The 22,790-nt window shown below is 51.9% G+C and carries 24 protein-coding genes, 1 tRNA gene and 1 pseudogene; 16 read left to right on the forward strand and 10 right to left on the reverse strand.

From position 1 onward, the window contains the following. Positions 1 to 83: 83 nt before the first annotated feature. The 7 genes from OGV38_RS21570 to ureG are packed head-to-tail and all read left to right on the forward strand — an operon-like array spanning position 84 to position 5,013. Positions 84 to 908 carry an urease accessory protein UreD gene (locus tag OGV38_RS21570; protein ID WP_210592015.1) on the forward strand — a complete coding sequence of 275 codons (825 nt, stop codon included), beginning with the start codon at positions 84 to 86 and terminating at the stop codon, positions 906 to 908. 10 nt (positions 909 to 918) lie between these two features. Further along, positions 919 to 1,221 (forward strand): urease subunit gamma, encoded by a 303-nt coding sequence (locus OGV38_RS21575; RefSeq protein ID WP_019077709.1) that lies wholly within the window; start codon positions 919 to 921, stop codon positions 1,219 to 1,221. A 9-nt stretch (positions 1,222 to 1,230) separates the two neighbouring features. Then, positions 1,231 to 1,551 carry an urease subunit beta gene (locus tag OGV38_RS21580; protein ID WP_080859507.1) on the forward strand — a complete coding sequence of 107 codons (321 nt, stop codon included), beginning with the start codon at positions 1,231 to 1,233 and terminating at the stop codon, positions 1,549 to 1,551. Further along, entirely contained in the window at positions 1,544 to 3,247 is a 1,704-nt protein-coding gene (gene ureC, locus OGV38_RS21585; protein WP_286475048.1) for an urease subunit alpha, read from the forward strand. The genes OGV38_RS21580 and ureC overlap by 8 nt, the downstream gene beginning before the upstream one ends. Before the next feature lie 9 nt (positions 3,248 to 3,256). After that, the gene (gene ureE, locus OGV38_RS21590) at positions 3,257 to 3,715 is read left to right on the forward strand and encodes an urease accessory protein UreE (protein WP_016157501.1); all 459 of its coding nucleotides are present in this window, start codon (positions 3,257 to 3,259) and stop codon (positions 3,713 to 3,715) included. Continuing rightward, complete coding sequence (locus OGV38_RS21595) at positions 3,715 to 4,386, forward strand: urease accessory protein UreF (protein ID WP_269518938.1); 672 nt, start codon at positions 3,715 to 3,717, stop codon at positions 4,384 to 4,386. The genes ureE and OGV38_RS21595 overlap by 1 nt, the downstream gene beginning before the upstream one ends. Before the next feature lie 9 nt (positions 4,387 to 4,395). After that, positions 4,396 to 5,013: an urease accessory protein UreG gene (gene ureG / locus OGV38_RS21600; RefSeq protein WP_016154547.1), complete on the forward strand. Its 618-nt coding sequence runs from the start codon at positions 4,396 to 4,398 to the stop codon at positions 5,011 to 5,013. A 48-nt stretch (positions 5,014 to 5,061) separates the two neighbouring features. On the opposite strand, the gene tsaD is transcribed toward ureG, so the two are convergent. After that, on the reverse strand, positions 5,062 to 6,075 hold the full coding sequence (tsaD, locus tag OGV38_RS21605; RefSeq protein ID WP_003024694.1) for a tRNA (adenosine(37)-N6)-threonylcarbamoyltransferase complex transferase subunit TsaD: 1,014 nt from the start codon (positions 6,073 to 6,075) through the stop codon (positions 5,062 to 5,064). 235 nt (positions 6,076 to 6,310) lie between these two features. On the opposite strand from tsaD, the gene rpsU reads away from it, so the two are divergent. From rpsU to rpoD, 3 genes are all read left to right on the forward strand, one after another. After that, positions 6,311 to 6,526, forward strand: coding sequence for a 30S ribosomal protein S21 (gene rpsU, locus OGV38_RS21610; RefSeq protein ID WP_001144069.1), 216 nt, complete (start codon positions 6,311 to 6,313; stop codon positions 6,524 to 6,526). Between the two features lie 240 nt (positions 6,527 to 6,766). Then, the gene (gene dnaG / locus OGV38_RS21615; RefSeq protein ID WP_046276250.1) at positions 6,767 to 8,512 is read left to right on the forward strand and encodes a DNA primase; all 1,746 of its coding nucleotides are present in this window, start codon (positions 6,767 to 6,769) and stop codon (positions 8,510 to 8,512) included. Between the two features lie 164 nt (positions 8,513 to 8,676). Further along, the gene (gene rpoD, locus OGV38_RS21620) at positions 8,677 to 10,521 is read left to right on the forward strand and encodes an RNA polymerase sigma factor RpoD (RefSeq protein ID WP_278085743.1); all 1,845 of its coding nucleotides are present in this window, start codon (positions 8,677 to 8,679) and stop codon (positions 10,519 to 10,521) included. 45 nt (positions 10,522 to 10,566) lie between these two features. Here the strand turns inward: rpoD and mug are convergent, their stop codons facing one another. Beyond that, the gene (gene mug / locus OGV38_RS21625) at positions 10,567 to 11,073 is read right to left on the reverse strand and encodes a G/U mismatch-specific DNA glycosylase (protein ID WP_286474890.1); all 507 of its coding nucleotides are present in this window, start codon (positions 11,071 to 11,073) and stop codon (positions 10,567 to 10,569) included. A gap of 125 nt (positions 11,074 to 11,198) precedes the next feature. Between mug and OGV38_RS21630 the strand changes: the two genes are divergently transcribed. Then, positions 11,199 to 11,274, forward strand: a tRNA-Ile gene (locus OGV38_RS21630). Positions 11,275 to 11,376: 102 nt separating this feature from the next. On the opposite strand, the gene OGV38_RS21635 is transcribed toward OGV38_RS21630, so the two are convergent. The 4 genes from OGV38_RS21635 to OGV38_RS21650 all read right to left on the reverse strand — a co-directional run bounded on the left by OGV38_RS21635 (position 11,377) and on the right by OGV38_RS21650 (position 14,274). Next, positions 11,377 to 12,210 (reverse strand): DUF4942 domain-containing protein, encoded by an 834-nt coding sequence (locus OGV38_RS21635; RefSeq protein WP_213748678.1) that lies wholly within the window; start codon positions 12,208 to 12,210, stop codon positions 11,377 to 11,379. Between the two features lie 113 nt (positions 12,211 to 12,323). Then, positions 12,324 to 12,644 carry a TA system toxin CbtA family protein gene (locus OGV38_RS21640; RefSeq protein WP_063941845.1) on the reverse strand — a complete coding sequence of 107 codons (321 nt, stop codon included), beginning with the start codon at positions 12,642 to 12,644 and terminating at the stop codon, positions 12,324 to 12,326. A 67-nt stretch (positions 12,645 to 12,711) separates the two neighbouring features. Further along, positions 12,712 to 13,068, reverse strand: coding sequence for a type IV toxin-antitoxin system YeeU family antitoxin (locus OGV38_RS21645; protein WP_502874077.1), 357 nt, complete (start codon positions 13,066 to 13,068; stop codon positions 12,712 to 12,714). After that, positions 13,046 to 14,274, reverse strand: a protein-coding gene (locus OGV38_RS21650; RefSeq protein WP_286474896.1) for an IS3-like element ISEc36 family transposase whose coding sequence is annotated in 2 segments (ribosomal slippage) — positions 13,046 to 13,959 and positions 13,959 to 14,274 — 1,230 coding nt in all. Because the reading frame shifts where the segments join, the coding sequence is not laid out codon by codon here. The genes OGV38_RS21645 and OGV38_RS21650 overlap by 23 nt, the downstream gene beginning before the upstream one ends. A 101-nt stretch (positions 14,275 to 14,375) precedes the next feature. On the opposite strand from OGV38_RS21650, the gene OGV38_RS21655 reads away from it, so the two are divergent. Genes OGV38_RS21655 through OGV38_RS21665 form a run of 3 tightly spaced genes read left to right on the forward strand, consistent with a single transcriptional unit; the run spans position 14,376 to position 16,786 of the window. Continuing rightward, the gene (locus OGV38_RS21655) at positions 14,376 to 14,816 is read left to right on the forward strand and encodes a transposase (RefSeq protein ID WP_023307217.1); all 441 of its coding nucleotides are present in this window, start codon (positions 14,376 to 14,378) and stop codon (positions 14,814 to 14,816) included. Further along, positions 14,813 to 15,163 carry an IS66 family insertion sequence element accessory protein TnpB gene (gene tnpB, locus OGV38_RS21660; RefSeq protein WP_004189161.1) on the forward strand — a complete coding sequence of 117 codons (351 nt, stop codon included), beginning with the start codon at positions 14,813 to 14,815 and terminating at the stop codon, positions 15,161 to 15,163. The genes OGV38_RS21655 and tnpB overlap by 4 nt, the downstream gene beginning before the upstream one ends. Before the next feature lie 30 nt (positions 15,164 to 15,193). Next, positions 15,194 to 16,786: an IS66-like element ISKox1 family transposase gene (locus OGV38_RS21665; protein ID WP_023307215.1), complete on the forward strand. Its 1,593-nt coding sequence runs from the start codon at positions 15,194 to 15,196 to the stop codon at positions 16,784 to 16,786. A 15-nt stretch (positions 16,787 to 16,801) separates the two neighbouring features. Here the strand turns inward: OGV38_RS21665 and radC are convergent, their stop codons facing one another. Beyond that, positions 16,802 to 17,254: a RadC family protein gene (gene radC / locus OGV38_RS21670; RefSeq protein WP_502874078.1), complete on the reverse strand. Its 453-nt coding sequence runs from the start codon at positions 17,252 to 17,254 to the stop codon at positions 16,802 to 16,804. 430 nt (positions 17,255 to 17,684) lie between these two features. Here radC and OGV38_RS21675 point away from each other — a divergent pair, with 430 nt between their 5' ends. Continuing rightward, positions 17,685 to 19,649: a nuclease-related domain-containing DEAD/DEAH box helicase gene (locus OGV38_RS21675; protein ID WP_286474909.1), complete on the forward strand. Its 1,965-nt coding sequence runs from the start codon at positions 17,685 to 17,687 to the stop codon at positions 19,647 to 19,649. Positions 19,650 to 19,774: 125 nt separating this feature from the next. Further along, a complete protein-coding gene (locus OGV38_RS21680) occupies positions 19,775 to 20,887 on the forward strand; it encodes an HNH endonuclease (RefSeq protein WP_286474911.1) in 1,113 nt (370 codons plus the stop codon). A gap of 402 nt (positions 20,888 to 21,289) precedes the next feature. Here OGV38_RS21680 and OGV38_RS21685 read toward each other — a convergent pair whose 3' ends face one another. From OGV38_RS21685 to OGV38_RS21695, 3 genes and pseudogenes are all read right to left on the reverse strand, one after another. Continuing rightward, positions 21,290 to 21,679: a hypothetical protein gene (locus tag OGV38_RS21685; protein ID WP_434083091.1), complete on the reverse strand. Its 390-nt coding sequence runs from the start codon at positions 21,677 to 21,679 to the stop codon at positions 21,290 to 21,292. 76 nt (positions 21,680 to 21,755) lie between these two features. Next, a pseudogene (locus tag OGV38_RS25195) lies at positions 21,756 to 22,195 on the reverse strand (hypothetical protein). A 50-nt stretch (positions 22,196 to 22,245) separates the two neighbouring features. Continuing rightward, positions 22,246 to 22,782 (reverse strand): DUF4339 domain-containing protein, encoded by a 537-nt coding sequence (locus OGV38_RS21695; RefSeq protein ID WP_213748683.1) that lies wholly within the window; start codon positions 22,780 to 22,782, stop codon positions 22,246 to 22,248. Positions 22,783 to 22,790 lie beyond the last annotated feature (8 nt).

Raw genomic sequence — 22,790 nt, forward strand, 5'->3', positions numbered from 1 at the left:
AGCTTCTCATATGATCGATTTCCCGATGCGCTGAGGCATACTTTTTTGTATGCAAACACCCTCATGCTGATAAGGGAAACGCTCTGGACACGGTTGCGCACGAGACACTCACACGGGGCTGGCAGGCCGAACTGGATCTGCATTTCACCCGCACTGGGCACAACACGGTGCTCGCCTCGGCGCGTCATCATGGTCCATTGACGGTTCAGCGTCCGTTTTACCCGGAAGAGGACGTCTGCCACCTCTATTTGCTTCATCCACCCGCGGGGATCGTCGGCGGGGATGAACTACACATTGCCGTAACTCTCAACGAAAACAGTCATGCGTTAATCACCCAGCCCGGCGCGGGAAAGTTTTATCGCAGCGGTGGGCCGCAGGCGTTGCTGCGCCAACATTTCACGCTCGCCCCGCACGCCACGCTGGAGTGGCTCCCCCAGGATACGATCCTCTTTCCTGGCGCCAACGCCACTATCCAGTCCGTCTTTCACATCGCGTCGGAGAGTCGACTGCTGGCCTGGGATCTGCTGTGCCTCGGGCGACCGGTTATGCAGGAGTCCTTCAGCCACGGCACGCTGCAAAACCGTCTGGAAGTGTGGCGAAATGGGCAGCCGCTGCTGATAGAGCGCTTGCAGTTGCAGAAGGGGGAGCTGAGCGGCGTCGCGCACCATCCCTGGGTAGGCACGTTGCTGTGTTATCCGGCCACTGAAAACATGCTGGAAGGCACGCGCGAGCGGCTGACGCCGCTTGGCGATTACGCCGGGGCAACGCTTAACGACTCACTGCTGACGATCCGCTTTCTTGCCGACGACAACCTGATTGTTCAGCGCGTTATGCGTGGCATTTGGCAATTTCTGCGCCCGCTTTTGACACACAAACCACCCGTACTACCGCGAATCTGGCAAACCTAAGAGACCCCGTATGGAACTGACCCCCAGAGAAAAAGACAAGCTGTTGCTGTTTACCGCCGCGCTGGTGGCAGAACGTCGCCTGGCCCGCGGGCTGAAGCTGAACTATCCGGAATCGGTGGCGCTAATTAGCGCTTTCATCATGGAAGGGGCACGCGATGGTCAAACTGTGGCCTCGCTGATGGAAGACGGGCGTCACATCCTGCGCCGCGATCAGGTGATGGAAGGCGTACCGGAGATGATCCCAGATATTCAGGTTGAAGCGACGTTTCCGGACGGATCAAAGCTGGTCACCGTCCACAACCCGATCGTTTAAGGAGCGGCAATGATCCCAGGTGAATATCAGATAGCCAAAGGCAATATCGCGCTCAATCAGGGGCGGGAAACCTGTACGATCGTGGTGGAAAATCATGGCGACAGACCCATCCAGGTGGGATCGCACTATCACTTTTCCGAGGTGAACCCGGCGCTGCGCTTTGACAGGCGGGCTGCACGCGGCTTTCGTCTAAACATTCCTGCGGGCACGGCGGTACGTTTTGAGCCGGGACAAAAACGCGAAGTCGAACTGGTGCGCGTCGCTGGCGCACAAAGGATCGTGGGTTTTCGCAACGAAGTGATGGGCGCGCTGGAGGCAAATGATGAGTGAAATTTCACGGCAGGCGTACGCCGACATGTTTGGCCCAACCACCGGCGATAAGGTACGTCTGGCGGATACCGACCTGTGGATTGAGGTGGAAAAAGACTTCACCACCTACGGCGAAGAGGTCAAATTCGGCGGAGGGAAAGTGATCCGCGACGGCATGGGTCAGGGACAAATGCGCGCGCAAGCGTGTGTGGATCTGGTGATAACCAACGCGCTGATCGTCGATCACTGGGGGATCGTGAAAGCGGATATCGGCATCAAGGACGCCAGGATCTTCGCCATCGGCAAAGCGGGTAATCCTGATATTCAGCCCGACGTCACGATCCCGATAGGCGTGGGAACTGAAGTCATCGCCGGGGAAGGCAAGATCGTCACCGCGGGCGGCGTGGATACGCATATTCACTGGATCTGCCCACAGCAGGCACAGGAGGCGCTGGTTTCCGGCGTAACGACGATGATCGGCGGAGGCACCGGCCCGGCAGCAGGAACTAACGCCACCACCTGCACGCCGGGTCCGTGGTACATCGCGCGCATGCTGCAGGCGGCAGACGCCTTGCCGGTTAACATCGGTTTGCTCGGCAAAGGCAACGGCTCAAACCCTGACGCCCTGCGCGAGCAAATCACCGCGGGCGCCATTGGCCTGAAAATCCATGAAGATTGGGGCGCTACGCCAGCCGCCATCAACTGTTCCCTGGAAGTGGCAGAGGAGATGGATATCCAGGTGACGCTGCACAGCGATACGCTCAATGAGTCCGGTTTCGTTGAAGATACGCTGGCGGCGATTGGCGATCGCACCATTCATACTTTCCACACCGAAGGCGCGGGCGGCGGCCATGCGCCAGATATCATCACCGCCTGCGCGCATCCAAATATTCTGCCCTCCTCCACTAACCCGACGCTGCCCTATACCGTCAACACCATCGACGAGCATCTCGACATGCTGATGGTTTGCCACCACCTCGATCCGGATATCGCCGAAGACGTGGCCTTTGCCGAATCACGCATTCGCCGGGAAACGATCGCTGCCGAAGATGTGCTGCATGACATTGGCGCGTTTTCCCTGACCTCGTCCGATTCACAGGCGATGGGGCGCGTGGGCGAAGTGATCCTGCGCACCTGGCAGGTGGCGCACCGCATGAAGGTTCAGCGTGGTCCGCTGGCAGAAGAAACAGGCGACAACGACAACCAGCGCGTTAAACGCTACGTCGCCAAATACACCATCAACCCGGCGCTAACCCACGGCATCGCCCACGAAGTTGGCTCCGTTGAGCCTGGCAAACTGGCCGATCTGGTGCTGTGGTCCCCAGCCTTTTTTGGCGTAAAACCAGCGACGATCGTAAAGGGCGGGATGATCGCGTGTGCGCCGATGGGCGATATCAACGCCTCGATCCCCACCCCGCAGCCGGTGCATTACCGCATGATGTTCGGCGCACTTGGCGCGGCGCGGCATCGTACTCGGCTGACCTTTATTTCGCAGGCCGCTAACGCGCAAAACATCCCGCAGCAGCTCAATTTGCAAAGCGCCATCGCCGTCGTCAAAGGCTGTCGGACGGTGAAAAAGGCCGACATGATCCACAACGGCCTGCAACCCAATATCACCGTCGATGCTCAGACTTATGAGGTGCGCATTGATGGCGAACTTATCACCAGCGAACCGGCAGACGTTTTGCCGATGGCGCAACGCTATTTCCTGTTTTGAGGAGTGACGATGATCTACCTGACCCAACGCCTTGACCACGCCCACCGCGTCACCGCAAGCGTCACGCTACCCATTGATATTCGAGTAAAAAGCCGTGCCAGAGTGACGCTGAACGACGGTCGCGAAGCCGGGCTAATGCTTCCGCGCGGTTTGCTGTTACGCAGTGGTGATCTGCTGACCACCGAAGATGGCAGCGAGGTGATCGAAGTGATCGCCGCGCCGGAGTCGGTTTCCGTGGTGCGCTGCGCCGATCCTTTCCTGCTCGCCAAAGCCTGTTATCACCTCGGCAATCGCCACGTTCCGCTGCAAATTCTGCCGGATGAGTTGCGCTACCATCACGATCATGTGCTGGACGCCATGTTGCGCCAGTTCAGCCTGGAGGTGACGTTCGCTCAACTACCGTTTGAACCGGAAGCAGGCGCTTATGCCAGTGAATCACACGGGCATCATCACGCCCATGCGCACTGATGCATAACATCCAACAGCTGCGTCTGATGCAGCTCGCCAGCAGCGCTCTCCCGGTGGGGTCGTTTACCTGGTCCCAGGGTCTGGAGTGGGCGGTTGAAATCGGCTGGGTGAAAAGCGCCGATGACTTCTCTAACTGGCAAATCCAGCAGATGGAGCAGAACTTCTTTACCGTCGACCTACCGCTACTGGCGAGACTGTATCGCGCCTGCGAGCAGGACGATCTCGCTGCAGCACGCCGCTGGAGCGCTTACCTGTTGGCCTGTCGGGAAACCCGCGAACTACGGGATGAAGAACGCAGTCGGGGCGCGGCGTTTACGCGGCTGGTCACCGACTGGGAAGCAGATTGCTCGCGGGAGTGGCGCGCGCTCTTTGTCGACAGCCAACTCTGCGGTATGGCCTGGCTGGGCGTGCGCTGGAAAATCCCCCTGACGGAGCTGGCATTAAGCCTCGGCTACAGCTGGATTGAAAGCGCAGTGATGGCTGGCGTCAAACTGGTTCCATTTGGGCAGCAGGCGGCCCAGCGTTTGATCATTGCGCTCTGCAATCGGTATGCGCAAGGTCTGGCACAGGCGCTGGCGTGTCCTGACGCCAGCCTCGGCTCCGCAACGCCGTTGGCGGCCATCGCATCTGCCCGGCATGAAACCCAATATTCCCGATTATTCCGCTCCTGAGGAGAAAAAATGAGTAACAACAAGCATCCCCTGCGCGTGGGCGTTGGTGGCCCGGTTGGCTCCGGCAAAACGGCGCTGCTGGAAGCGTTATGCAAATCCATGCGCAGCAGCTATCAACTGGCGGTGGTAACCAACGATATCTATACCAAAGAAGATCAGCGCATTCTCACCGAAGCAGGCGCACTGGAGCCAGACAGGATCGTCGGCGTGGAAACCGGCGGTTGCCCGCACACCGCTATCCGTGAAGATGCGTCGATGAATCTGGCCGCTGTTGAGGCGCTGAGCGAGAAATTCGGCAATCTGGATCTGATTTTTGTGGAAAGCGGCGGCGATAACCTGAGCGCCACCTTCAGCCCGGAATTAGCGGATCTGACGATCTATGTGATCGACGTTGCCGAAGGTGAGAAGATCCCGCGTAAGGGTGGCCCGGGGATCACCAAATCTGATTTTCTGGTGATCAATAAAACCGATCTGGCCCCTTACGTGGGCGCCTCGCTGGAGGTGATGGAGCGCGATACCCTACGCATGCGCGGCGAGCGTCCGTGGACGTTTAGTAATTTAAAATCCGGAGAGGGTCTGGAAAAAATTATCGCGTTTCTGGAAGAGAAAGGGATGCTGCGGGAGTAGAGTATTGCCCGGTGGCGCTACGCTTACCGGGCCTACAATATTATGTGCTTATGCCGCCGGTAATTCCGCCAGCGGCCAGCGAGGACGCACGGTCACGCCAAGATCCGCCGTTGCACCCGCTTTAAAACGCACCATGCCCGCGTAGGCGATCATCGCCCCGTTATCGGTGCAAAATTCCGGACGCGCGTAAAACACTTCGCCACGACGCTTTTGCATCATCTCGGCCAGTTTTGCACGCAGCGTACGGTTAGCGCTCACGCCCCCCGCCATCACCAGACGTTTAAAACCGGTTTGATCCAGCGCGCGTTTACACTTGATCATCAGCGTATCAACCACAGCATCTTCAAACGCACGGGCGATATCTGCACGCGTCTGATCGTCATTTTCATTATTACGAATGGTATTCGCGGCGAAGGTTTTCAGGCCGGAGAAGCTGAAATCCAGACCCGGACGGTCGGTCATCGGGCGCGGGAAGACAAAGCGTTTTTCAACGCCTTGCGATGCAAGCTTTGACAACATTGGGCCGCCAGGATAATCCAGCCCCAGCAGCTTGGCCGTTTTATCGAACGCTTCACCGGCGGCATCATCTATCGATTCACCCAGCAATTCATACTGCCCAATACCGGTGACGCTGATCAGTTGCGTGTGACCGCCGGAAACCAGCAGCGCAACGAACGGGAAAGCAGGGGGATTATCTTCCAGCATCGGCGCCAGCAGATGCCCTTCCATATGGTGCACAGGAATTGCCGGTACGCCCCAGGCGAACGCCAGCGAACGTCCTACGGTTGCGCCGACCAGCAGCGCGCCAACCAGACCAGGACCTGCGGTATACGCCACCGCATCAATCTCTTTTGCCGTCAGTCCCGCTTCTTTCAGCGCGGCCTGGATCAGCGGTACGGTTTTACGTACGTGATCGCGCGAGGCCAGTTCTGGCACTACGCCGCCGTAGTCAGCGTGTAATTTCACCTGACTATACAATTGGTTGGCTAAAAGACCTTTTTCATCGTCGTAAATGGCGATGCCGGTTTCATCGCAGGATGTTTCAATACCCAGTACACGCATGACTTGTTTTACCTCGCTCTATTACCGCGCAGTGTAGGACCAATGCGGGTTGATGTAAAACTTTGTTCGCCCCAGGAGTTCCGCTCGTGTATACTCCTTATCCTTATAAAAGTCCCTTTCAAAATCGCGTCGGTGCTTTACAAAGCAGCAGCAATTGCAGTAAAATTCCGCACCATTTTGAAATAAGCTGGCGTTGATGCCAGCGGCAAACCGAATTTATAAAGGTGAGAGTTACATGCCGGTAATTAAAGTACGTGAAAACGAGCCGTTCGACGTAGCACTGCGTCGCTTCAAGCGTTCATGCGAAAAAGCAGGTGTTCTGGCGGAAGTTCGTCGTCGTGAGTTCTATGAAAAACCGACTACTGAACGTAAGCGCGCTAAAGCTTCTGCTGTGAAACGTCACGCGAAGAAACTGGCTCGCGAAAACGCACGCCGTACTCGTCTGTACTAATCCATTGAGAGCCAAGGCTCTCAATTCAGACAGAGTTGTAGTTGTAAGGCCGTGCTTCCGGAAGGAATGCGCGGCTTGTTTTCGTTTATACGCGTCATCATTCAAGCTGCCTCTGCGTTGGCTGCAGTCGTTCCCTCCAGTCACGTACTGATGTACGCTCCTGAGGATTCGCTCCCTTGCCGTCTTGAAGCATCTTGAATGATTTTGTGTATATAAGTCATAAAAAAATAAACGGGGCATATGGCTGGACGAATTCCACGCGTATTTATAAATGACCTGCTGGCAAGAACCGACATTGTCGATCTCATCGACGCGCGGGTAAAGCTGAAGAAGCAGGGCAAAAATTATCACGCGTGCTGTCCGTTCCATAACGAAAAAACCCCCTCTTTCACCGTAAACGGTGAGAAACAGTTTTATCACTGCTTTGGGTGTGGCGCACATGGCAACGCCGTCGACTTTCTCATGAACTACGACAAGCTCGAGTTTGTGGAAACCGTCGAAGAACTGGCCGCAATGCACAACCTTGAAGTGCCCTATGAAGCAGGCAGTGGCCCTAGTCAGATAGAGCGCCATCAACGGCAAAGCCTTTATCAATTGATGGACGGCCTGAACACTTTTTATCAACAGTCTTTGATGCAACCCGCCGCTACCCCCGCGCGCCAGTACCTGGAAAAGCGAGGATTAAGTAGCGACGTTATCACCCGTTTTGCTATTGGTTTTGCGCCCCCCGGCTGGGACAACGTCCTGAAACGGTTTGGCGGCAATGCTGAGAATCGTAAATCGCTGGTCGATGCGGGAATGTTGGTCACCAACGATCAGGGACGCAGTTACGATCGCTTCCGCGAACGGGTGATGTTCCCCATCCGCGACAAACGTGGTCGAGTCATTGGTTTTGGTGGACGCGTGCTGGGCGATGCCCTGCCGAAGTATCTCAACTCCCCGGAAACCGATATTTTCCATAAAGGTCGCCAGCTGTATGGCCTTTATGAAGCCCAGCAGGATAACGCCGATCCGCAGCGCCTGTTAGTGGTAGAAGGCTATATGGATGTAGTGGCGCTGGCGCAATACGGCATTAACTACGCTGTGGCATCCCTTGGGACGTCAACCACCGCCGATCACATCCAGTTGTTGTTCCGCGCGACGAACAACGTAATTTGCTGTTACGACGGTGACCGTGCCGGACGCGACGCAGCATGGCGCGCGCTGGAAACCGCACTGCCCTATATGACAGACGGACGCCAGCTACGCTTTATGTTTTTACCTGACGGCGAAGACCCCGATACGCTGGTGCGTAAAGAAGGGAAAGAGGCCTTTGAAGCCCGGATGGAGAAGGCGCTGCCACTCTCCGCGTTTTTATTTAACAGCCTGTTGCCGCAGGTGGATTTGAGTACCCCGGACGGACGCGCACAGCTCAGCACGCTGGCATTACCGCTGATTACTCAGGTACCAGGCGAAACGTTGCGCATTTATCTGCGACAGGAGTTGGGAAACAAGCTTGGCATTCTCGATGACAGTCAGCTTGAACGTTTAATGCCAAAACTGGCAGAAAATGGGGCATCCCGCCCTGTTCCACAGCTAAAACGTACGACCATGCGTATACTTATAGGGTTGCTGGTACAGAACCCGGGTCTCGCCCCGCTGGTTCCGCCGTTAGGCGCACTGGATAGCAATAAGCTGCCTGGACTTGGCTTATTCAGAGAACTGGTCAACACTTGTCTGGCTCAGCCAGGTCTGACCACCGGACAACTTTTAGAACACTATCGTGGCACAAATGATGCTGCGACCCTTGAAAAACTGTCGATGTGGGACGATATAGCAGATAAAGATATCGCAGAGAAAACCTTCACCGACTCACTCAACCATATGTTTGATTCGATGCTTGAGCTGCGCCAGGAAGAGTTGATAGCTCGTGAGCGCACACACGGTTTAAGCAGCGAAGAACGCCGGGAACTCTGGACGCTGAACCAGGAACTGGCCAAGAAATAACAGAAAGACAAAAGTATTTAACGGCTTAACTGCCGAATATCGCTCGGGAAGCCCCCGACAGCCGCACGGAGAGGCAGCGGCAAAATATAAGTATGCCCTCGTTTTGCCGTTGGCGGTTTTACCGCCCAACACCAATCAAACGAATTAAGTGTGGATACCGTCTTATGGAGCAAAACCCGCAGTCACAGCTGAAGCTACTTGTCCAACGTGGTAAGGAGCAAGACTATCTGACCTATGCCGAGGTCAATGACCATCTGCCGGAAGATATCGTCGATTCAGATCAAATCGAAGACATCATCCAAATGATCAATGACATGGGTATTCAGGTGATGGAAGAAGCACCTGATGCCGATGATCTGCTGCTTGCTGAAACCTCCAACAGCACCGATGAAGACGCGGAAGAAGCGGCTGCCCAGGTTCTGTCCAGCGTTGAGTCCGAAATCGGTCGTACAACTGACCCGGTCCGCATGTACATGCGTGAAATGGGTACCGTTGAACTGTTAACCCGTGAAGGCGAAATCGACATCGCTAAACGCATCGAAGACGGGATTAACCAGGTTCAATGCTCCGTTGCCGAATACCCGGAAGCCATCACCTACCTGCTTGAGCAATACGATCGTGTAGAAGCTGAAGAAGCGCGTCTTTCCGATCTGATCACCGGCTTTGTCGATCCGAACGCGGAAGAAGACATGGCGCCAACGGCGACACACGTCGGTTCTGAGCTCTCTCAGGAAGAGATGGATGACGATGCAGACGAAGATGAAGAAGATGACGACGACAGCAGCGATGACGACAACAGCATCGACCCTGAATTAGCGCGTGAAAAATTCGGTGAACTGCGTACTCAGTACGAAATCACTCGCGACACCATCAAAGCGAAAGGCCGCAGCCATGCTGCCGCGCAGGAAGAAATTCAGAAGCTGTCTGAAGTGTTCAAACAGTTCCGCCTGGTGCCGAAGCAGTTCGACTACCTGGTAAACAGCATGCGCGTCATGATGGACCGCGTGCGTACTCAGGAACGTCTGATCATGAAGCTCTGCGTTGAGCAGTGCAAAATGCCGAAGAAAAATTTCATCACCCTGTTCACTGGCAACGAAACCAGCGAAACCTGGTTCAACGCGGCAATCGCGATGAACAAACCGTGGTCTGAAAAACTGCACGACGTGGCAGATGATGTTCACCGCGGACTGCAGAAACTGCAGCAGATTGAAGAAGAAACCGGCCTGACCATCGAGCAGGTTAAAGACATCAACCGTCGCATGTCCATCGGTGAAGCGAAAGCCCGCCGTGCGAAAAAAGAGATGGTTGAAGCGAACTTACGTCTGGTTATCTCTATCGCCAAGAAATACACCAACCGTGGTCTGCAGTTCCTGGATTTGATTCAGGAAGGTAACATCGGTCTGATGAAAGCGGTTGATAAGTTTGAATACCGTCGTGGTTACAAGTTCTCTACCTATGCAACCTGGTGGATCCGTCAGGCGATCACCCGCTCGATCGCGGATCAGGCACGTACCATCCGTATCCCGGTACATATGATTGAGACCATCAACAAGCTCAACCGTATCTCCCGTCAGATGCTGCAAGAGATGGGCCGCGAGCCGACGCCGGAAGAGCTGGCTGAACGCATGCTGATGCCGGAAGACAAGATCCGTAAAGTGCTGAAGATCGCTAAAGAGCCTATCTCCATGGAAACGCCGATCGGCGACGATGAAGATTCGCATCTGGGTGATTTCATCGAGGATACCACCCTCGAGCTGCCGCTGGATTCTGCTACCACCGAGAGCCTGCGTGCCGCAACGCACGACGTTCTGGCTGGCCTGACCGCCCGTGAAGCGAAAGTTCTGCGTATGCGTTTCGGTATCGATATGAACACCGACCACACGCTGGAAGAAGTCGGTAAACAGTTCGACGTTACCCGCGAACGTATCCGTCAGATCGAAGCGAAAGCGCTGCGTAAACTGCGCCACCCGAGCCGCTCTGAAGTGCTGCGTAGCTTCCTCGACGATTAATCTCGCCGCATAAGCATAAACGCCACCGCAAGGTGGCGTTTTTCTTTATAGTCCCCGCCTGGCCAGGGCGTCATTCACTTCCTGATACGCCTCCACCAGTTTATCCAACGTAATCCGGCTTAACCCGCTGGGATTCGGCAAAACCCATATTTGCGTCGCGCCAATAGTCAGCGTTTGTTTTCCCCACTGCGCCCCTCGCTGGCTGAGGCCCTGCTCAAATGCCTGCTTCCCAAGGATTGCGAGTGCGGCGGGCTGATACTCTTCTATTTTCTCAATGAGCTTACGACCGCCGTTGTGCATCTCCTGTAACTTCACTTCATTGGCTTGCACCGTCGGTCTGTCGACAAATTTAGTCACGCCGCAACGGAAGTCCAGCAGGTGTTGTGCCTCTTCGGGTTTGAGCTGGCGATCGGTAAATCCCGCCTGATGGATGACCTTCCAGAAGCGATTAGCGGGATGTGCAAAGGGGAATCCTGTACCTGCGGAAGATAACCCCGGATTGATGCCGCAAAACACCACCCGCAGCCCCGGCGCCAGTATGTCCTTAACCATAATTACTCCCATCAATACATCAGAGGAACAAGTATAACGGACTGAAAATACATTGTTTATAAAAACAGCATCCGTACGCTTATGTCTGGATTGCAACGCGGAGTTACTTTATAATCCACCGCCACGGCCCCTTAGCTCAGTGGTTAGAGCAGGCGACTCATAATCGCTTGGTCGCTGGTTCAAGTCCAGCAGGGGCCACCAGACAAAACAAGGAGTTAGATGAGAAATCGTCTAACTCCTTTTTCGTTTTATACGAATCGGGTCAGGTAATGGGTCAGGTAAGGAATTGCCTCCCTACCCTCTTCATCTCGCTGCCAGCATCCCTGGATAGTGCTTCGCCACGATATCATTCATCTTTTCTGTAAGATCGTACCGCTTAAAAGTGATGTGCGCTGTTCCCTTCTGAAAGTAACTGATACTGAAGAAATAATCTTCATAAACATCCTTCGAAGGGTTGTCCCGAATATGCTCCATCAATCGAGTAGTAACATCGCCACGGTTGTCGGGTATCGGTTTACCATCCAGCAGAAACAGCATTCGTTCCAGGTCCGCTAATTGATCCCGCCGCCATCCCCAGTTCAAACTAAATCCCCAGCGGCTATGCGTCACCAGATTGTTGACGATGATCTTTTTACCAAAGCTGCAGGGACTATTGGTTTTGTAATCCCATGACAACCCTTTGAAGACATTGATAATGCCACGCTCAAACACATCCATTTTGTTCAGATGTAGCTGCTCAAAAGTACTGAGGATATTTGCCTCGCTGATGGCGGGCAGATCCCCCTCCTCCAGGTTCTTATGCCACTGGTCACGGGCCTGAGCATCCATCAAGGCCATCATGCCAGACTTCAACATCAAGTCTCGCCAGATACTACGGTCAATATTGCGGGTAACGGCAGGCAGCGCTTTGTCTACCTTTTCGGTCATCCAGCTATCGTAACGGTGCCCGGCCTTCATCGCCCAGTCTTGCGCTGTGCCACCGCCAATTTCTGAGGTTAGCCGTGAAATCGAATCAAGCTGCTGAATGAGTTGTTCTATCTGTTTCAGTGCGGTATCGCGGCCAGTGACCACACGTTCGATATTGGTCGAAAGGATAAGTTCGTTGTGATCTGTTAACACGTCGGGTTCTGTTTGCATCGTTAATCGTCCGTAAAAGCAAACACGCCTGCCGGAATTGGCAGGCGCATTATGCGAGGAATAAAAAGGGTGGAAAGCGCAGAGGTAAAAATCAGGAATGATGCTCGAAGAATTTAAGTATTCATTAATCCGGTAGCTCGCCTTGCTCTGAGAATATCGGTAGCGGTCAGGAACGGCGTTTGCTCCTGCCAAGTGAATCCTTTGCGGTCAGTACGTATCAGTTCATAGCGTTCCACCAGGAAATTCACCGCATCAGCAAGCGTTATTCCCGCTTCGATGTGCTCATGAATAGCTGAATCATCGTGGAATGGCGTGTCGTTGAGTGTCAGGCCGTAATGCTGCTCCAGCAGATACGTTAAAAGTTGCTGCCAGACCTGCACAGGTGACAGGCGTGACGAAACCGGCAACGTGGCCGGTACAGTTGAGATTTGCATGAGTTGAGTCTCTTAAAGAAAGGAACGGAAGATTTGATGGCTTACAAAGCTAAGATGATGCAGAGGATCAGTCTTTAACCTGATTTGATGGATAAATTGCGATATACACGTACCCATGACTGCCCAGCGTATCGGCTTCACAAGTCAGCCCGTTACGGTACAACGTGGCACAGTGTGCGCACCGGGGATTCAACTCGCCGGAGAGCAGCATCAGCTCCAGATGTGCGACAAAATGCGCGAAGGCTTCATCCAGTTGTAGGGCAAGCATCTCGCTGAATGAGCCGGTGAATCCTGCCCGGTCTGCCAGAAAATGCAGACGGTTGCCTTCCTGCACCAGTCGGGCTCCGAAGCATGGTGTGATATCTCGTTTAAGACCCCAGATTTGGGGCGTGGATTGGCCCCTATATTTCCATACACTTTTTATCACTTAACCCATTACTGGTTCGCCGCCGCAGATATTCCCGTGGCGAACGATACCCCAGTGCACTATGCGGATGCCATTCGTTGTAATGTTCGAAGGCCTCCGCAAGGTTCTTTACCGCTGTTAACCCGTCGGGTTTCGGCATGATGCTGATGTAATCGCGCTTCATCGTTTTCACGAAGCTCTCTGCCATCCCGTTGCTTTCCGGGCTACGTACCGCCGTATGTTTAGGCTCCAGTCCTACCATTCTGGCGAACTGACGCGTCTGATAAGAACGGTAGGCTGAACCGTTGTCTGTCAGCCACTCAACTGGGGATGTCGGCAGGCTGTTACCGAAACGACGCTCCACGGCACCCAGCATGACGTCCTGCACGGTTTCACTGTCATATCCACCGTTACTGGCCGCCCAGTAAAGTGCCTCGCGATCGCAACAGTCCAGAGCGAACGTGACCCGCAGTTTTTCACCGTTATCACAGCTGAACTCGAAGCCGTCAGAGCACCACCGCTGGTTACTTTCTCCAACGGCCACTTTCCCTGTATGCGCCCGCTTCGATGGCGGTATTTCCGGTTTACGCTCAAGCAGCAGCGCATTCTGACGCATGATGCGGTATACGCGTTTGGCATTGATCACCGCCATGTCGTCAGTTTCTGATTGTCTGCGCAGCAGTGCCCATACCCGACGATAACCATAGGTGGGCAGATCGCCGATAACGGTATGGATACGGGCCAGCGCGTCAGTATCATCAGGCTTGCGCTTGCACCGACGATCCTGCCAGTCCTTCGACCGACGGGCCATGGCATGCAGTTGCGCACGTGAGACCCGGAGGCAACGACTGACAAGGCTTATTCGCCATCCTCCGGCAACAAGGGCACGTGCGCTATCCACTTTTTTTGTCGGCCATATTCAACGGCTTCTTTTAGCAGCTCGTTTTCCATGGTTTTCTTGCCCAACAGGCGTTGCAGCTCTTTAATTTGCTTCATCGCAGATGCCAGCTCCGACGCGGGCACAACCTGTTCTCCTGCGGCAACGGCTGTAAGGCTGCCTTCCTGATACTGCTTACGCCACAGGAACAGCTGACTGGCAGCAACGCCATGCTGACGGGCGACCAGCGACACGGTCATTCCGGACTCAAAACTCTGCTGAACAATGGCGATTTTTTCCTGAACACTTCGCCGTCTGCGCTTCTCTGGACCTAAAACATCAATCATTCGGACTCCAACGACTGTAAGCGTCAAGTCACTGCCGCCTGTGATTCCAGTCCCGGGATCGCTAGCTTAGAGCTCCGTCTAATTTAGAAGGAGCTCTGTTTATGGAAAATGCTGCCAACTGGCGAACTGAATCGCGTACCGTCTATTCCAGTGACTTCAAACTTCGGATGGTCGAACTGGCTTCACGACCAGATGCCAACGTCGCACAACTGGCGCGGGAACATGGCGTTGATAATAATCTCATTTTTAAGTGGATACGCCTCTGGCAGAGAGAGGGGCGAATCTCTCGTCGAATGCCTGCAACTATCGTGGGGCCGGTGGTACCTCAATCTCTTCCGGCTTCTCCGACTCTGTTGTCCGTCGACGTTATCAACGACCCGTTGCCCGCAGCAGAGAATGACACTCTGTGTACGTTCTCCTCCGCTCACGCCAGCGCCACTTCCTGTCATGTTGAGTTCCGCCACGGCAAAATGACGCTGGAGAACCCGTCGTCAGAGTTGCTGACTGTGCTGATCCGCGAATTGACCGGGAGGACACCATGATATCCCTCCCGTCAGGCACCCGCATCTGGCTGGTCGCCGGGGCCACGGATATGCGTAAATCCTTCAACGGGCTGGGCGAACAGATACACCACGTTCTGGATGAGGATCCCTTCTCCGGCCATCTGTTTATCTTCCGGGGACGCCGTGGCGATACCGTGAAAATACTTTGGGCTGATGCTGATGGTCTGTGCCTGTTTATCAAACGCCTGGAAGAGGGACAGTTCGTCTGGCCTGCTGTACGCGACGGCAAAATCGCGATCACCCGCTCACAACTTGCCATGCTCCTTGATAAGCTGGACTGGCGCCAGCCAAAAATATCCCGCCTTAACTCACTGACAATGTTGTAAAAAAATCATAACCGCATTATAAAAGCGGTTATGAATCACGACTATCTCGCCCGTATCGCTGCGCTGGAAGACGCGCTTCGCCAGAAAGACAGTCAGCTCAGTCTCGTTGCAGAGACTGAGTCGTTCCTGCGTTCTGCACTGGCCCGCGCAGAAGAGAAAATAGAGAACGAAGAGCGCGAGATAGAGCATCTGCGGGCACAGATAGAAAAACTGCGTCGAATGTTGTTCGGTACCCGCTCCGAAAAACTTCGCCGACAGGTTGAAGAAGCCGAAGCCCTGCTGAAACAGCAGGAGCAGCAAAGCGATCGCTACAACGGACGGGAAGACGATCCGCAGGTACCTCGCCAGTTGCGTCAGTCCCGCCATCGTCGCCCGTTACCAGCACATCTTCCCCGCGAGATACATCGGCTGGATCCTGCGGAAACCAGCTGTCCGGAATGCGGCAGCGGTATGGCGTACCTCAGCGAAGTCAGCGTGGAGCAGCTGGAACTGGTCTCCAGCGCCCTGAAAGTGATCCGCACGGTCAGGGTGAAAAAGGCCTGCACCCGATGTGACTGTATCGTTGAAGCACCTGCGCCATCACGTCCCATCGATCGGGGTATCGCCGGGCCGGGTCTGCTGGCCCGCGTGTTAACGGCCAAATACTGCGAACACCTGCCGCTGTATCGCCAGTGCGAAATCTTTGCCCGTCAGGGCGTGGATCTGAGCCGGGCTCTGCTCTCCAACTGGGTGGATGCATGTTGCCGGTTAATGGCCCCGCTGGATGAGGCCCTTTACCACTACGTGATGGACTGCCACAAACTGCATACGGATGACACTCCGGTTCTGGTGCTTGCACCGGGCAGAAAGAAGACGAAAACCGGGCGTATCTGGACGTATGTACGTGACGACAGAAGCGCAGGTTCATCAGATCCGCCAGCGGCATGGTTCGCCTTCTCGCCAGACCGGCAGGGAAAACATCCTCAGCAACACCTTCGCCACTATCATGGTGTGCTGCAGGCGGATGCCTTCGCAGGCTACGATCGGTTGTTCAGTCCGGAACGTGAAGGAGGGCCGCTGACAGAAGCCGCATGTTGGGCCCATGCCCGCCGAAAAATCCATGATGTCTATATAAGCACTCACACAGCGACAGCGGAAGAAGCCCTGAAACGTATCGGTGAGCTGTACGCGATAGAAGAAGAAATACGCGGCCTAACGACAGAAGAGCGTCTGGCAGCCAGACAATCGCAAAGCAAACCACTGCTGGCATCGCTGCATGAATGGCTGGTAGAAAAAAATGAGACGCTGTCGAAAAAGTCCCGTCTGGGCGAAGCGTTCGCTTATGTCCTGAACCAGTGGGATGCGCTGTGCTACTACTGTGAAGATGGCCTGGCAGAGCCTGATAACAACGCTGCCGAACGAGCCCTTCGTGCCGTCTGTCTTGGGAAAAAGAATTTTATCTTCTTCGGCAGCGACCACGGTGGTGAGCGCGGAGCCCTGCTGTACGGACTGATCGGGACGTGCAGGCTGAATGGTATCGATCCGGAAGCCTACCTTCGCCATATCCTGAGCGTACTGCCGGAGTGGCCCAGCAACAAAGTGGCCGAACTGCTGCCATGGAACGTGGTTCTTACCGATAAATAACCGTCAATACGGCGCTCACTTAACGCTTACTATTTGCCTACCGCCGACAATCAGATGGTCGGGAACGCGGATTTCCACCAGCATCAGCGCCTGTACCAGACGCTGGGTGATGGCTTTGTCTGCCTGGCTCGGAGCAACTTCCCCGGATGGGTGGTTATGGGCAAATATCACTGCTGCCGCGTTAAAGTACAGGGCGCGTTTCACCACCTCGCGGGGATGGACTTCGGTGTGACTGATAGTGCCAGTGAATAGCGTTTCGTGGGCAAGCAACTGATTCTGGTTATTGAGGTACAGCACGACAAATTCTTCACGCTCAAGAGTTCCCATTTTCAGCCTGAGCCAGTCGCGAGTTGCCTGTGTAGAGGTGAATGCCACACCCGGTTCACGCAGGTGTTGTTCAAGCAGAACCAAGGCTCGCTTAATGGTACGCAGTGAGGTCAACGGCAGTTCAGGTGTAAAAAGAGTGATTTGTTTATCCACAGCAAATCTCCTTAATTAAAGGTGGTAAGGATGGCACTGGATTCGGCACGACAGGCGTGATGGCCGTATTCGAGGAGGAAGATAGCAATATGATTGCGAATGCATGAGGAAACGAAAACCAGCAATGACCCAGTGACTCACACTCATTCACAGTGTTAAAAATAAAAAATCCCGCAATCCAATGAGGATGCGGGAGGATGCTTGTGGATAATATCTATCTGAAATAATTTAGAAAAATGATTTTTTCGTTCAGATACTTCTCGGATATGATCGTCTGCTGAGTGCCAGGAGCGGAAGTAGCCAACATTGTTATCTGTGTAAATTTAAAGGGAATAGGTCAATCTGTTATATCATCCTTGTTTCTTTTAGATCATGTAGTAAATTATAGATGGTTATTCATTATAAAGAGAGTGTTAGCGTGTCTATCCTTCATCCAACTTTGGAAAACATACTCCGTTTAAAGGTTGCGCCCACTCCCGGTGAGCTTCACTTGTTAAATCACCTTACGGAGAGCTTGGATGATAGCTACGAAATTTTCTTTAATCCATTTATTGATGGGGATCGCCCTGATTTTATCATTCTTAAAAAACACACGGCAATTTTTATTATTGAAGTGAAGGACTATAACCTAGTTAATTATAGTGTGGATGCTTTTAATAAATGGCAAGTTAGTTCTGAAAAAGGGGTGTCGAAGATTTCATCACCTCAATCACAAGCTTTCAGGTACAAGTCAAATTTATATAATCTACATTTACCAGTATTAGGTCTGTCTTATCTAAAAAACCGCAATTTTTTTAACATTGTCCAGCCGTTTGTTTACTTACACAAAGGTAATAAAGCCAATATAGATTCGTTATATTCCCACGCCCAGAGTGAATTGATGGCGCGATCTAGGCATATTGATGCACAATACAGGAATAAAGAAATTTCTGTAGAGCAATACAATCAACAGGCAGACAAAATCTCGCGGCTAAAAAGAAAGTCAACTAGAGATAAGTCCATGGCTTACGGCGCTGATCGAATAAAAGAACTCGTTAATAAAATTAAAAGCTTTAAGCCACATGTCCTGTTCGACGATCGTGTGTATGACGATTTTAAAAGACGCTTGATGCCAAGCGACCATACTTTAAAACAGGGAAAAAAAATCTTCTTAGATAAGCGTCAGAGTAAGTTGGCAATAAGCGTGTCTGGAAAAGAAAAGATTAAGGGTGTAGCAGGCTGTGGCAAAACTACCATCATTGCAAATCGAGCGGTAAATGCATTTCATCGGCATGATGATATTGTATTGATTCTGACTTTCAATATAACACTAAAAAACCTCATTAAAGACCGAATCAGCGATGTTCTTGGTTATCGAGACGATCAACATTTCGCAGTGACAAATTATCATCAGTTTTTTATGTCTCAATTGATTGAGACAGAACAGGATGTCAGTGAATTAATTGAAAAATATGGATTTAATGAATTATTTAACCGTGATTTATTCAGCGGTTTTTCTGTTAGTAAGTATCGGACAATTTTGATTGATGAAGTTCAGGACTTTGAAAATGAATGGGTAAAAATTATTCGTGACAACTTCCTCAATCACGAGGGTGAAATGATTCTGTTTGGTGACGAATCACAAAATATTTATGAAAGAGATAACAAAAGAGCAGCCGTCATCGCGCAGGGATTTGGTGAATGGAAGAAATTAAGTCGTTCCTATCGTACAAGCAGTGACTCGCCTTTGAATCGAATTTTTAAAGATTATCAATTGAAGTATCTGGTCGAAAAACATGCAGACATAGACTTATTTGAACAACAAAACATCCAGTCAGGAATGAATTTTGATATTATCAAATATCATTTCTTTCCATCCGACTGGGAAAACAAATGCTTTGAAAAAATTCAAAGTTACATCAAAAATTATAGTTTCAATCCAAATGACATTGTTATTTTGTCGTCTAATATTTTTCTTGTTCGTCGATTAAATGAAAAGTTGAATGAATTTGAAAATACCACCTGTATGTTTGAAACATATGAAGAACTAATTGAACTCCTACCGGAAGGAAAGAAGCATTACGATATCAATAGCTTAAAATTGCTCACAAAAGAGGAGTTACGTGATTTTATTAAGCGACATACTGGTATTAAATCTGATATTGAGCGGGTAAGAAGGACAAAGAAAAATCATTTTTATCCGAATAGTGGATTGATCAAACTATCCACGATACATAGTTTTAAAGGTCTGGAGTCTAAAACCGTGTTTTATATTATGGATGACAAAGATACTCCTGAGATTATCTATACATCGATCACGCGATCTATTGAGAACCTCATTATCTTGGATAAAAGTAGTGAGGGGAAATATAAAAGTTTTTTTAGCGAAATCAATACGAATTGAAAAAAAATCTATACAGTTCAGCTGTAAACAGCCCGCTTAACCGGACCATTCACTTTTAGAGATCTTCCGGCAAACCAACTTCCGTTTCTCGCTGTGAGTTCAACTGATGCTATACGGGGGATTTAGTGTCAGAATTGGATATTGCTATTCTCATGATATGCTCGTTGACGGAGAACACTTTGAACCAGAGCAAAGATGGATACCCACAGGGCCCGTTAGTACGAGCTGTGTGGGACTGCTGTGATGAGCTTTATCAGAAACTCGGTCGAGCACCCTCGCGACAGGAATTCAATGATGAAATTGGCAAACGCGAACCTCATCGCATAGGTATTAGCACCCATTCCCGCCAGTGGGGAGAATGGATGCGTCATCATAATTTCTCAACGTATATTGTTGATATTCCCGGTATAATTCCTGAAGAAATGCATTATCCGCAATATCTCCGCGTATGGTATGCCGTGACACAACTCAATTCCGCTTCTGCTAAAAATATTGTTCAGTGGATCCGTAACAGCAACGCCCCCCTGAAAGAGAGCGAGATTCGTATTCAACTGGATGCATTAACCGTTAATAGCAACTCCCGATATCGATATCTTGGTAGCCGAAAAAGCGCCCGGACTGACCTGGGTAGCCCATACGACTTGTTATTTCGTAGCGGAAACCTACGAAATACACGGTATGAACAGTATGTGCAGGAGCTGCACGGCATATGGGACATTGGCGATGATGGCAGGACGCCAATTCAGATTGCCGCCCCAAGGCCAGGCGATCGGATGGTAGTTGAAGCGAGAGGTGAATTATTCAATGAATTGCCTGACGATGAAGGTGACTTTCGCCTCAAAGCACTACGTGAGGTCATTATTCGAGAAGGGCAACCAGTATTTAGACGAAAGCTCATTGAAGCTTATGAGGGTAAATGCGCAGTAACGGGCTGTTCAATCCAAGTGTTGCTTGAAGCTGCACATATCACCCCCTACGCAGGAGCGTGGCATACCCGTGCTCAGCATGGCCTGTTACTGAAAACAGATATCCATACTCTATTTGACCGTGGTTTGCTCTGGATTGATACCGAGTTGAAAATAAGGATATCAGAACAGTTGTTCGGGACAGAATATGCAGAGTTAGATGGCCGATATCTCAGGTTACCTAAAGATAAGCAAAACTGGCCGTTAACAACTCATCTGATAAATCATCGGCAATATTGGATTGAAAATCGTAATGATGTTGAAAGTGCTTAACGCTACTACTGTCTGCATCTCGCTCTGAGCAGACTTTAAAACCAGAAGCGGATACATTTACCTGAATAAAGAAAGTGACAACTGCGCTCGTGGTTCGGAATGTAGTGGCACACTGAATTTGGCCAAGGATGTCGGTGGATACTAAGCGACAAAAAAAGAAAACCTCGACTGCCGGAGGCAATCAGGGCTATTAATGCCACCAGTGCGGAACCTGCTACCAGTAGCATGTAAATGTATTGATTGAATTTCATATTCTTCCTTAATGAGAGTTAGGGTGTTTTCTTTTGCTGACTCAGTCATCGTTGGCGACGAAACTGGCTCAGACATCACGCACGCCTTAAATGCAAAAGCCCCTGTTGCGTTAGCAACAGGGGCTGGATTTATTTTGTGTCGATGACGGTATCAGTATCCGGTTTTAACTTTATACATCAGCAACGTTTTGCTTCCCCTGGCAATCTTCACATACAGGCCGTTATCCTTCGTGCCACGCACGAAACTGGCCTTCACATCACCCTGACAATCACCGCCATCGTAGGGCACATTAATGCCAGTCTCATGTACCAGGTCGATAACACCAAAATTATTATCAGCACAGGCAGTGCCCGGCCAGTCCTGAATCAAAGCAAATTTATGGTCGTCACTGACACCGCTCAGCGAGCAGACAGAGCTATTGATATCGTTCCCCTGACACCAGTACGACTCGCCCGGATTGCCTTTATCCATCAGTTGTTCGGGTAACTGCGCTGCACTGGCGGTAAAAGACAATACAACGGCGGATACTGCAGTAAACATCTTGAACATGGTTTACTCCCTGAATCATCAGTGGCGCATGGCTGCGCAGATTTCTTCTGTGCCAGTCATGGCATGATTAAAAGCGTTTATAACGGAACAGCTCTTTGCTTTGGTACAACACTACCAAGTCGTCGTAATCTGGCTTTTTGTGATTGGGCATAAAGGTGGCAATCGTCCCGGGACGGCACAGGTCTTTTACGGTGACACCAAATTTCCGATCTGGAGTAATGGTGAAACCTTTTGACGCTTCATCGCGCCGGATGCTTATCCAGCCCCATAACCCACCCTCGCAGTCTTTAAGCGGTGCGGAACGTACGGTCACCATTCCACCACTGCGATCAGCAAACATAGCTTCGCATTTCCCGGTAACCTGACGGTGTGCATCACACCAGAAAATATTGCCGCTTTTATTGTTTACCGCAGCAGGTAATACCCGGTTGTAAGGCCCCCCCCCTGCACCGTGGCGCAAGTCAGCAGACTGACTGCTATCAGCAGCGTTCTGAACATTGGTTTCATGATAATCTCCTTTAAAGAGAAGCCATCGGTTGAAGGCCGATGGGAATACATTAGGCCACCAGCGTCAGGAACAGCATCACCAGCCAGACCCAGAAATAAGCTGATTTCTGCCCCAGTGATTTAGCCCGTCGCCAGAGATAGAACGGCACCAGCCACGCCAGCTTGCCGAAGGCTGTCGTATCCACCCCGGCCTTACGCAGACGTCTTTCATCCAGGTAGCCCAGAGAGATATTGAGCAGCAATGTAATAAACCAGTACTGTCCACCCGATACGGCGTCATAGGCCTCCTCAAAACCCATACCGCTCAGTCCCGCCGTCCACAGTTCAAGCGCGTAGCCAATGGACGGGGCAAAAGCCAGTGTCCAGACGACACCACCCGGAATGCTGTGCCCCGGCAGTGCCGGTGGTGTGATGCAATGCGCCAGCGCGGCCGTCAGCGAGGTGGTGGATAAGGGTTGCCAGTCTGTCATTCCCGGCTGCCACACCAGTGTGGATGCGGTAAGTTCGCCGCGTTTAACACGCTCCGTCATTTCCTCTTCGGTGATACCGTCGTGGCGGATGCCATTTTTCTCGTAATGCCAGTTCATGATTCTCC

This window comes from Citrobacter sp. Cb080, assembly GCF_030334745.1.
Classification (GTDB): Bacteria; Pseudomonadota; Gammaproteobacteria; order Enterobacterales; family Enterobacteriaceae; genus Citrobacter; species Citrobacter braakii.

What these genes read in the sequence shown, in the direction of transcription:
- OGV38_RS21640 (WP_063941845.1), bottom strand. Translation starts at nt 12,644, where the DNA reads ATGCAAATCTCAACTGTACCGGCCACGTTGCCGGTTTCGTCACGCCTG.
- dnaG (WP_046276250.1), top strand. Translation starts at nt 6,767, where the DNA reads ATGGCTGGACGAATTCCACGCGTATTTATAAATGACCTGCTGGCAAGA.
- OGV38_RS21655 (WP_023307217.1), top strand. Translation starts at nt 14,376, where the DNA reads ATGGAAAATGCTGCCAACTGGCGAACTGAATCGCGTACCGTCTATTCC.
- OGV38_RS21580 (WP_080859507.1), top strand. Translation starts at nt 1,231, where the DNA reads ATGATCCCAGGTGAATATCAGATAGCCAAAGGCAATATCGCGCTCAAT.
- ureG (WP_016154547.1), top strand. Translation starts at nt 4,396, where the DNA reads ATGAGTAACAACAAGCATCCCCTGCGCGTGGGCGTTGGTGGCCCGGTT.
- ureC (WP_286475048.1), top strand. Translation starts at nt 1,544, where the DNA reads ATGAGTGAAATTTCACGGCAGGCGTACGCCGACATGTTTGGCCCAACC.
- mug (WP_286474890.1), bottom strand. Translation starts at nt 11,073, where the DNA reads ATGGTTAAGGACATACTGGCGCCGGGGCTGCGGGTGGTGTTTTGCGGC.
- OGV38_RS21595 (WP_269518938.1), top strand. Translation starts at nt 3,715, where the DNA reads ATGCATAACATCCAACAGCTGCGTCTGATGCAGCTCGCCAGCAGCGCT.
- rpsU (WP_001144069.1), top strand. Translation starts at nt 6,311, where the DNA reads ATGCCGGTAATTAAAGTACGTGAAAACGAGCCGTTCGACGTAGCACTG.
- tnpB (WP_004189161.1), top strand. Translation starts at nt 14,813, where the DNA reads ATGATATCCCTCCCGTCAGGCACCCGCATCTGGCTGGTCGCCGGGGCC.
- OGV38_RS21635 (WP_213748678.1), bottom strand. Translation starts at nt 12,210, where the DNA reads ATGCAAACAGAACCCGACGTGTTAACAGATCACAACGAACTTATCCTT.
- ureE (WP_016157501.1), top strand. Translation starts at nt 3,257, where the DNA reads ATGATCTACCTGACCCAACGCCTTGACCACGCCCACCGCGTCACCGCA.
- rpoD (WP_278085743.1), top strand. Translation starts at nt 8,677, where the DNA reads ATGGAGCAAAACCCGCAGTCACAGCTGAAGCTACTTGTCCAACGTGGT.
- OGV38_RS21695 (WP_213748683.1), bottom strand. Translation starts at nt 22,782, where the DNA reads ATGAACTGGCATTACGAGAAAAATGGCATCCGCCACGACGGTATCACC.
- OGV38_RS21665 (WP_023307215.1), top strand. Translation starts at nt 15,194, where the DNA reads ATGAATCACGACTATCTCGCCCGTATCGCTGCGCTGGAAGACGCGCTT.
- OGV38_RS21575 (WP_019077709.1), top strand. Translation starts at nt 919, where the DNA reads ATGGAACTGACCCCCAGAGAAAAAGACAAGCTGTTGCTGTTTACCGCC.
- OGV38_RS21685 (WP_434083091.1), bottom strand. Translation starts at nt 21,679, where the DNA reads ATGTTTACTGCAGTATCCGCCGTTGTATTGTCTTTTACCGCCAGTGCA.
- tsaD (WP_003024694.1), bottom strand. Translation starts at nt 6,075, where the DNA reads ATGCGTGTACTGGGTATTGAAACATCCTGCGATGAAACCGGCATCGCC.